This is a genomic window from Sporosarcina sp. JAI121 (assembly GCF_013408665.1).
GTDB lineage: Bacteria > Bacillota > Bacilli > Bacillales_A > Planococcaceae > Sporosarcina.
Genome location: NZ_JACCCL010000001.1, coordinates 2154351 through 2160609 on the forward strand (window position 1 = coordinate 2154351; position 6259 = coordinate 2160609).

4 protein-coding genes and 1 other annotated feature are annotated in these 6259 nt (G+C 41.0%); of the genes, 2 read left to right on the forward strand and 2 right to left on the reverse strand.

Annotation, left to right across the window (positions count from 1 at the left end; all coding sequences use genetic code 11):
- Positions 1 to 9: 9 nt before the first annotated feature.
- Positions 10 to 384, reverse strand: a complete 375-nt coding sequence (locus tag HDC33_RS10080) for a nucleotide excision repair endonuclease (RefSeq protein WP_179392309.1) — start codon at positions 382 to 384, stop codon at positions 10 to 12.
- 72 nt (positions 385 to 456) lie between these two features.
- Positions 457 to 1302 (reverse strand): TetR/AcrR family transcriptional regulator, encoded by an 846-nt coding sequence (locus HDC33_RS10085; protein ID WP_179392310.1) that lies wholly within the window; start codon positions 1300 to 1302, stop codon positions 457 to 459.
- Positions 1303 to 1459: 157 nt separating this feature from the next.
- On the opposite strand from HDC33_RS10085, the gene HDC33_RS10090 reads away from it, so the two are divergent.
- Together HDC33_RS10090 and HDC33_RS10095 are read left to right on the forward strand one after the other, a co-directional pair.
- Positions 1460 to 4561 (forward strand): efflux RND transporter permease subunit, encoded by a 3102-nt coding sequence (locus HDC33_RS10090; protein WP_179392311.1) that lies wholly within the window; start codon positions 1460 to 1462, stop codon positions 4559 to 4561.
- Between the two features lie 146 nt (positions 4562 to 4707).
- Positions 4708 to 4981: a binding site (T-box leader), on the forward strand.
- Between the two features lie 78 nt (positions 4982 to 5059).
- Positions 5060 to 5920 (forward strand): SAM hydrolase/SAM-dependent halogenase family protein, encoded by an 861-nt coding sequence (locus HDC33_RS10095; RefSeq protein WP_179392312.1) that lies wholly within the window; start codon positions 5060 to 5062, stop codon positions 5918 to 5920.
- Positions 5921 to 6259: the final 339 nt, after the last annotated feature.

Consider the following 6259-nt stretch of genomic DNA (forward strand, 5'->3'; position numbering starts at 1 on the left):
CTCTGTAGTTCACTCAAAAAACACCTTATCAACGTTATATTTCGCACGTTGTGTATTAATAATATACGTTTCATAAATTTCTCGTTCCATCGGATCTTCGATAACAATGACAGAGATTTTGTTCACTTCGTTACGGTGATCTTTAATGGGTGAAACAGAATCATCAAAGTGCTTTTTCACGCGGGGGCGCAATTTACGGGCTTTCCCTGCAAACAGTAATTCATCCTTATTGTTATAAAATAAGATGATACCGCCTTTATCACGGGGGATTTCATGCAAATCAATAAAACCATATACTGGCTTGATCGGCGCGGCATCCGCACCCATTTCCTGTTTTCTTTGTACAATTGTTACATCCGGATTTGGTATAGTAATTGTGATCAATTCAACTTCACGTCCTCTTCTTTTCTGAACTTAAATCCTACCACAAAACTGCCTAAATAGCGAAGAATGCTGTCAAACGGATTGATCTAAAAATAACTTTATTTTCCTAGCGAACTCCTCTGTCAGTTCACTTTTTTTCAAATTTGACATCATGCCGGAAAGTACAGGTTTTCGGTAGTTCGGAGCCGAGAGCTCCTGTTCAATGATTTCCAAACTGATTATCAGATCTTCATCCGCTATCCCTTTCGTTAACAGCTTGATGTCTTTCAACAACTCTTCAACTTTAATTGTAAAATCACCTCCGCACATCCCATGTCCTACTAATAGTTGTCTTGTCAGAAATGGTGTAGATAGACCGTTGACGATTGAATCAATCCGTTCCACGATATAATGCGCTAACGCTACGTAATTTAAAGAGTTTTTATTAAAGACGATAATTTCAATGTACCCTTTGGTGATTCCACCCAAAATGACAATTAGATCTGTCATATGTTCAATTATGTCTTCCCCATATAATTCCAGTAGAAGACTTTCCTGAGCTTCATACGTTTTTCTACGCATGTCATTCATTATTCCCATCATTTCTTCATTGATCGGATTTGTCTGTTCGCGCATTTGCATAAGAATAAAATCTGAATATCGAGCAATCTCTTCAAATTGAATAACGAAAAATTGTTCGAATCTTTCCCTTGGCCCAATGTCCATTTGATGGATACTGCCAATTCGATCTATCAATTTCGTACTGAAATACTCAAAAATTGAAAAGAGAAGGCTTTCCTTCGATTTGAATGAAAGATAAAAAGAACCTTTTGAAATGCCGCATGCATCTGTAATTTCTTGTATTGACGTTGCGTCAAACCCGTTTTTGGCAAAAAGTTCCGATGCTTTTTCTATGATTAATATTTTTTTATCCGACAAATCATAACCCCACCTAGTAAAAAAGTAATCTATAACATTTGTTCCGCTTGACTCATGACTGACTGGTCAGTTATTATAATAAAGCATCAACTGACCCATTACTATCAATAATAAAGCATTATGACTAGTTGGTCAAAGTAAAAAAATGGAGGTACATATGAATTCAATCATTAATTTTGTCATGAAGAACAAATTGGCAGTGTGGCTTCTCACACTCATTATTACAGCTACAGGTATTTACTCCGCAACGAAAATGAATTTAGAAACAATACCGGATATTACAATTCCCATCGTCAGTGTAACAACGGTTTATCCAGGCGCTACACCAGATCAAGTGGTGAATGAACTATCCGAGCCGCTCGAAAAGGCAGTGAAAAGCTTGAATGGAGTAACATCGGTCAGCTCCACATCGTATCAAAATGCGTCGTCCCTGCAAATCGAATATTCATTCGGGACCGATATGAAACAGGCTGAGGAAGATGTGAACGATGCGCTTAAAAATGTCACATTGCCCGAGGCAGCTATGGATCCGAGCGTTGGCAGGATAAGCATCAATGCGTTCCCAATTCTTGCTCTTAGTGTTTCAGACAGTAAAGCAGACCTTGAACAGTTAACGATAAAAGTCCAAGACACTCTCGTTCCTGAACTTGAAGGAATTAATGGGGTTTCAAGTGTCGCGGTGTCGGGACAACAAATTGAAGAAGTCATCCTCACATTCGATAAGGAAAAATTAGCTGCCAATAATTTGGATGAAAATACGGTGAAGCAAATTGTAAAAGGCTCTGATACGACAATGCCCCTTGGCTTGTTCCAATTCAATGAAGAAGAGCAGTCAGTCGTCATCGATGGCAACATTGCAACTGTTGAAGATTTGGAAAATATGCTGATCCCAGTGATGCCAGCTATGAATGCAGGTTCTACCACTCCTGCAGGACCGCCTGCAGGAATGGATGCCGCGACTTTCCAACTACCTTCCGTCAAGCTTGGTGAAATTGCAACAATTGAGCATGTCGGAAAAGCCGAATCCATTTCACGGATGAACGGTAAAGAAGCCATCGCTGTTCAAATCGTCAAATCACAGAACGCCAATACGGTAACTGTTGTCGATGAAGTGAAAGAACTGATGACAAAATTTGAAAAAGAAAACGACGGCGTCAAAATTTCTACGACGCTCGATCAAGGTGAACCCATTCAACAATCCGTTGATACAATGATTAATAAAGCCTTGTTCGGTGCACTCTTTGCCGTAGTTATTATTATGCTGTTCCTACGCAACTTCAAATCTACAATTATATCCATTGTGTCGATTCCAATGTCACTGCTCGTTGCAATCATGCTCCTGAAGCAGATGGATATTACATTGAATATGATGACACTTGGTGCAATGACCGTTGCAATTGCCCGTGTCATAGATGACTCCATTGTTGTCGTGGAAAATATATTTAGAAGAATGTCCCTTCCGGGTGAAAAATTAAAAGGGAAAGAGCTCGTTCGGGAAGCAACGAAAGAAATGTTCAAACCAATCATGTCGTCAACGCTCGTTACGATTGCTGTTTTTCTCCCAATCGGTCTAGTAGGCGGTATGGTCGGTGAACTGTTCCTGCCGTTCGCTTTGACAATCGTATTTGCACTGCTCGCTTCATTAATTGTAGCGATTACAATCGTGCCGATGCTTGCACATTCATTATTTAACAAACAGCTCTACTCGGACACTGGTAGCCACAAAGAAAAACCGAGTAAAATGGCCGATTTTTATAGGAAGGTATTGAACTGGACGTTAAATCATAAATTGATTACTTCTATTCTTTCGATTGCATTGCTTGTCGGCAGCTTATTCTTGGCTCCTGTTATCGGTGTGAGTTTCCTTCCGGATGAAGAACAGAAAACAATGTACATAACGTACACACCCGAACCGGGAGATACGCTCGATACTGTAAACAGTAATGTTGAATCAGCGGAAGAGTATTTATTGGATTTGAAAGATGTTGATATCGTTCAGGCTTCCGTCGGCGGAGAAAACCCGATGGCACCTGGTGCTTCAAACGGGGCTCTCCTGTTTGTAACGTTCAATAATGATACGGCTGAATTTACAAAGGTAAAAGAAAAAACAATCATGGAACTGCAAAAGCTATCTACAAAAGGTGAATGGAAATCGCAGGACTTTTCAACTAGTGGCTCAAGTAATGCAGTGAGTTATTACGTTTACGGAAATAACTTAAACGATATTGAACCGATTGTTGAAGATATCGAAAAAATCATGGGCGACAATAACGACTTGAAGAATGTCAAAACAAGCTTGTCAACAAATTATAAGGAATATACACTCGTTGCCAATCAAGAGAAGTTAACACAGTATGGCTTGACAGCTGCGCAAGTGGGAATGGGTCTCTATCCGAATAACCAGCAAGAAGTGTTGACAAAAATCGAAGAAGACAATAAAACAATCGAAGTTCTGATCAACGAAGAAAAGAAAGAACATCAGACAATCGATGATTTACTGAAAGAAAAAATACAGTCACCACTTGGTATGGAAATAGCCATTTCTGAATTAGTTGACGTACAAGAAGGAACAACTTCAGATACGATTTCCCGTAAAGACGGTAAATTGTTCGCAAGCGTTTCAGGAGAAATAACGACGAAAGATGTTGCAAAAACATCTTCGGCTATTCAGAGTAAAGTTGACAAACTCGATATGCCAGCAAATGTAACAGTCAGTACAGCCGGAGTAACAGAAGATATCGCAGAAGCGTTTACACAGCTCGGGCTTGCGATGGTTGCTGCAATCGCAATTGTGTACTTGATTCTCGTCATTACGTTTGGAGGCGGGCTTGCACCATTTGCAATCTTGTTCTCCCTGCCTTTCACAGTAATTGGCGCGTTGGTCGGCTTATGGATTGCCGGCGAAACAATCAGCGTATCAGCAATGATTGGTCTCCTAATGCTTATCGGTATCGTCGTGACGAATGCGATTGTTTTAATTGACCGTGTTATCAACAAAGAAAAAGAAGGACTTACAACTAGGGACGCAATTTTAGAAGCAGGATCCACGAGGCTGCGTCCAATCCTGATGACTGCACTCGCTACAATCGGAGCACTGATTCCATTGGCTATCGGTGCTGAAGGAAGCGGACTCATTTCCAAAGGACTCGGCGTTACGGTTATCGGCGGATTAACGAGTTCAACTTTGCTCACGCTTATCTTCGTTCCAATCGTCTATGAGTTCTTAGGGAAGTTCCGGAAAAAGAAAAAAGTTGCATAAATAGAAAAATGCCTGTCCACTCACGACGCAAGTTCGTTGGGTGGCAGGCATTTCTTATTTTGAACGTTGTAGTTCAACTACATCGCACTGGACTTACTGTAATGGTTGACTTTCCATTCATAATCATGTAAATTGTTCATTAATATACACAAGCGTTGAAGAGGAAAGTAAAGTGGATGAAATCCTTACAGAAAGCTTCGGTAGCTGAAAAGAAGCAGAATATCTCCATTTGAAAATGGCCTCTGAGCTCTTCATTGAAAATGCAATGATTTGCATCAGTAGATGTTTGCGGGAGTTGGAACCCGTTATCCATTCCACAGTTTAGAATCCATCATGATAGGATTCTGCACTTGTTGAGGTTGTTCATGTGAATGAGCAACGAAAAAAGGTGGTAACACGAGTAATAGTCTCGTCCTTTTCAATCTATTGATGATTGATTCGGGCGGGATTTTTTTATTTCTTAGTTTCATACTATATAAAATGAGGAGTGGATTTGTGATGACAACAGGTTTATTAGTTTTTCAATCCGATTTCGGAAAAAGTGATGGTGCAGTCAGTGCAATGCATGGGGTAGCAAATTCGGTTCAACGCGGAATTCCGATTTTTGAAATCACACATCAAATTCCTCAATATAATATTTGGGAAGCATCCTATCGTTTATTACAGTCAATCGGTTATTGGCCTAGCGAAACTGTATTCGTATCTATCGTCGACCCTGGTGTAGGGTCTGATCGGCGGGCCGTTGTTGCAAAGACAGCCAATGATCAATACATCATTACGCCGGATAATGGGACGTTAACGCATGTGAAGCAATTCATCGACATAACCGAAGTCCGGATAATCGATGAATCAAAAAATCGTCTACCCAACTCTGGAGAATCCCATACTTTCCACGGCCGCGACATATTCGCCTATACTGGTGCCCGGCTAGCTTCCGGCGTTATCCAGTTTGAGGAAGTTGGACCATCAGTCGAACCTTCGACGGTCGTTGCATTACCTCTAAAAATGTCTACGATTGCCGATGAGATAATTACCGGCATTGTCGACATTATCGATCGTCCATTCGGCAACCTGTGGACCAATATCAGTCGGTTACAGTTCAAGGAAATTACAGAAAAGCACGGTGATTCAATTGAAGTTTCTATAACTACGGACGGACGAACTATCTACAACAACATTATGACATTCGGTCGATCGTTTGCGGACTTACACATCGGGGAACCGCTTGTCTATGTCAATTCTCTTGATAACATCGGAATCGCCATCAATCAAGGATCATTTGCAGATGCATATCGTGTCGGTACGGGGACTAATTGGGAGGTAGTTATTCGTAAAGCACCGAGAATTGTTTATGAATGACTTGTCCGTGTGTCACGAGAGTACTGTATGAATAACGAGGAAATCTTTACGACAGAAAGCACGAACTGTAAGACACCGGAGAAACCCTACGATAGATTGCGCTAACTGTACGACGAACAAGGGAAACTCTACGACGGATTGCGCCAACTGTACGACGAATAAGGGAAACTCTACGACAGAAAGCACGAACTGTAAGACACCGGAGAAACTCTACGACAAATTGCGCTAACTGTACGACGAACAAGGGAAACTCTACGACAGAAAGCACGAACTGTAAGACACCGGAGAAACTCTACGACAAATTGCGCTAACTGTACGACGAACAAGGGAAACTCTAAG

What these genes read in the sequence shown, in the direction of transcription:
- HDC33_RS10090 (WP_179392311.1), top strand. Translation starts at nt 1,460, where the DNA reads ATGAATTCAATCATTAATTTTGTCATGAAGAACAAATTGGCAGTGTGG.
- HDC33_RS10095 (WP_179392312.1), top strand. Translation starts at nt 5,060, where the DNA reads ATGACAACAGGTTTATTAGTTTTTCAATCCGATTTCGGAAAAAGTGAT.